The 1,121-nt window shown below is 32.1% G+C and carries 1 protein-coding gene; it reads left to right on the top strand.

Annotated elements, in window-relative coordinates:
- Positions 1 to 1,121, top strand: a 1,121-nt coding sequence (locus tag Q0881_RS17700; RefSeq protein WP_299163286.1) for a hypothetical protein, incomplete at both ends; no start/stop codon positions are given.

The following is a 1,121-nucleotide window of genomic DNA, read 5'->3' as shown; positions in this document are numbered from 1 at the left end:
ACTAGTACAGTAGATTTATCTAAATATCTAGACAATACGGATGCCCAAACCATTTCTTTAGCTGGTACTGATTTAACCATAGCTAATGGAAATACGATTGATGTTTCTTCACTACAAGATGGAACCGGAACAGATAATCAAGATTTAAGTTTAACTACAAATACGCTAAGTTTAAGTAACGATACTAGTACAGTAGATTTATCTAAATATCTAGACAATACGGATGCCCAAACCATTTCTTTAGCTGGTACTGATTTAACCATAGCTAATGGAAATACAATTGATGTCTCTTCACTGCAAGATGGAACTGGAACAGACAATCAAGATTTAAGCTTAACTACAAATACGTTAAGTTTAAGTAATGATGCTAGCACAGTAAACTTAGCTAAATATTTAGACAATACTGATGCACAAACTATTTCTCTATCTGGTACTGATTTAACCATAGCTAATGGAAATACGATTGATGTTTCTTCATTGCAAGATGGAACTGGAACAGATAATCAAGATTTAACCCTAAACACGAATACCTTAAGTTTAAGTAACGATGCTAGTACTGTAGATTTAGCTAAGTATCTAGACAATACCGATGCGCAAACTATTTCTTTAACTGGAACTGATTTATCGATTGCTAATGGAAATACAATTGATATATCTTCATTGCAAGATGGAACTGGAACGGATAATCAAGATTTAAGTTTAACTACAAATACGCTAAGCTTAAGTAATGATACTAGTGCAGTAGATTTATCTAAATATCTAGACAATACAGATACTCAAACAATTTCCTTAGCTGGTACTGATTTATCGATTGCTAATGGAAATACAATTGATATATCTTCATTGCAAGATGGAACTGGAACAGATAATCAAGATTTAACCCTAAACACGAATACCTTAAGTTTAAGTAACGATGCTAGTACTGTAGATTTAGCTAAGTATCTAGACAATACTGATAAACAAACTATTTCTTTAGCTGGAACTGATTTATCGATTGCTAATGGAAATACAATTGATATATCTTCATTACAAGATGGAACTGGAACAGATAATCAAGATTTAACCCTAAACACGAATACCTTAAGTTTAAGTAACGATGCTAGTACTGTAGATTTAGCTAA

The organism is uncultured Tenacibaculum sp., assembly GCF_947494125.1.
Lineage (GTDB): Bacteria > Bacteroidota > Bacteroidia > Flavobacteriales > Flavobacteriaceae > Polaribacter.
Note: the sequence above shows the minus strand (reverse complement) of the source record. Positions and strands in the feature narration are given on the sequence as shown.